The sequence below is a fragment of the Enterovibrio nigricans DSM 22720 genome, assembly GCF_900167155.1.
GTDB lineage: Bacteria > Pseudomonadota > Gammaproteobacteria > Enterobacterales > Vibrionaceae > Enterovibrio > Enterovibrio nigricans.
Map to the genome: position 1 here is coordinate 1 of NZ_FUXU01000202.1, position 1,855 is coordinate 1,855.

2 protein-coding genes and 1 pseudogene are annotated in these 1,855 nt (G+C 44.6%); all 3 read left to right on the top strand.

What is annotated here, in order from left to right; genetic code table 11:
• A pseudogene (locus B5D35_RS23555) lies at positions 1–240 on the top strand (putative phage tail protein); the annotation flags it as partial.
• Positions 240–1,034: a hypothetical protein gene (locus B5D35_RS23560; protein ID WP_078754821.1), complete on the top strand. Its 795-nt coding sequence runs from the start codon at positions 240–242 to the stop codon at positions 1,032–1,034. The pseudogene B5D35_RS23555 and the gene B5D35_RS23560, both read left to right, overlap by 1 nt.
• Complete coding sequence (locus B5D35_RS23565) at positions 1,031–1,759, top strand: DUF4376 domain-containing protein (protein WP_078754822.1); 729 nt, start codon at positions 1,031–1,033, stop codon at positions 1,757–1,759. The genes B5D35_RS23560 and B5D35_RS23565 overlap by 4 nt, the downstream gene beginning before the upstream one ends.
• Positions 1,760–1,855 lie beyond the last annotated feature (96 nt).

The following is a 1,855-nucleotide window of genomic DNA, read 5'->3' on the forward strand; positions in this document are numbered from 1 at the left end:
GAGGTTGAAGAAATCTTCCCTCACCACTGTTTACGTGGTTGTACTTATCCTCTCTATGAAGAGAAGTACCGCCACTTATTACGTATTCGCGTCAAAGGCATTACACAAGCTTACGCAACGTGCCTAGACGATTGTTTAACCCCGTTAGTATCTCAAACCGCCGCTATTCTGGAATGTACGCTAAACCAGTTTAAGTTAGGCGGTAAGTACTATGAATTCATCTATGAGGAGAGCGTGTAATGCACTATCTCAATAATGGCTCTCAGGTCGAGAACGTCCCACCACTCAAGCCAAGAGTCGGTACACGTGGCTACTTCAGTGAGAGCAATGACAATGGCGCGCCAAGTTATCCAGGGCAGGATTGGTTTAATGCGGTTATTCGTGAGTTTCAGACGGCTGCAACTGATGGCGGTATCACGTTCGACCCGGACCGATTTGACCACCTATCTCGCTTTATTCAATCGCTAGGCGCGAACGCTGTTTATGACGGTTTAGTGGGTTTTGTGCTTCCTGACTCCACTGTGCAAGTGTCACCTGATAGAGCTTTTCTTGCTGATGGAGCTGAATACAATCGTGCAGACTATTCAAAGCTTTGGAATAAAGTGAACGGTACTGCAATGCTTGTCTCACAATCGTTGATAAACGCAGATCCAGAAACCTATGCCGCCAACTATGGCGATGGTGATGGCTCAACAACATTTACGCTTCCGAACTATGGGTTAAGACCTCACTTGTCGGCAGGTGGTGCGTTTGGTGGGGTTGGTTCGACCGTTGAAGATCATATTCAAAATATAGTGGGGGGATTCGAGTCTCGAAGATCTGACAGTACAGGAGGTCCAACCATTACTAACTTTTCAGGTGCTTTTAAAGGAGTGGGCGGAACTGTGTCTGGAGGAAATCTGGCATATGGATCCGGTAGTAATGTATTTAATGGTGCACAATTTGATGCATCACAAGTCGTAAGGACTGGCTCATACACAGAAGTTAATTCTTCATTTCTTAACTTTTACATCATTCACGGAGAGATAGCATGAACGATTCATTAAAGCTATATGTAACGTCTCATCAAGACGGTCGCTTACTTGGAACCCGTGACGCTGAAAAGGATGTTAAAAATCCAGAACGCTTTGTTATTCCTCCTTATCAAACTCCAACATGCGTCCCCAATGACACCATTGAAGAGAATGAATACTGGGCTTATTTAAATGATGGTGGCCAGCCAGTGCGAGATCACAACTATGGTTCGTGGGTTAAGAAAGAGAAACGAGTCGAAGTAACTGCCTACCATAAGCAAACTCAGCAAACCAAAACGTTTGATGATAAGTCTTTAGTGACAGACGAATACACCACTAAAGAGCCACTAACCCCTTGCCATGACTTTGTTGATGGTGACTGGGTTGCTAACAAAAAGAAGGCGTTGAACGCCAAGCGAGCAGAGATAAAAAATTGGCGTACAGCTTTAGAAGCTGAAGATGCTCAAACTGTTATAGCGATTGGTAGTGAATGGGATGCAGGGCTCGGTGCTCGTTTGCGTATCGATTCAACATTACTGACAGCGGTGATGCCGCCATATTGGACTGATGCTAATAACGTAGATCATGAAGGTATGACACTTGAAGAGTTGAAACAGGTGAAGATTGCTATCGCTGAACTTGGTTTTGCGATCCACGATAGACAGCGCACTATGAAGAAAGAAATTGAAGCACTAACGGACTTCGATGAGATTCTTAACTACCCAGTTGGGTGGCTACAAAGTTAAACATTCTTTAAACGCCATTTAAGCCTAGCATTTTGAGCACTTACAGTTGTGCGCAATTTGCTAGGCTTTGTTGTTCATATCGCGAGGCGCGCTACA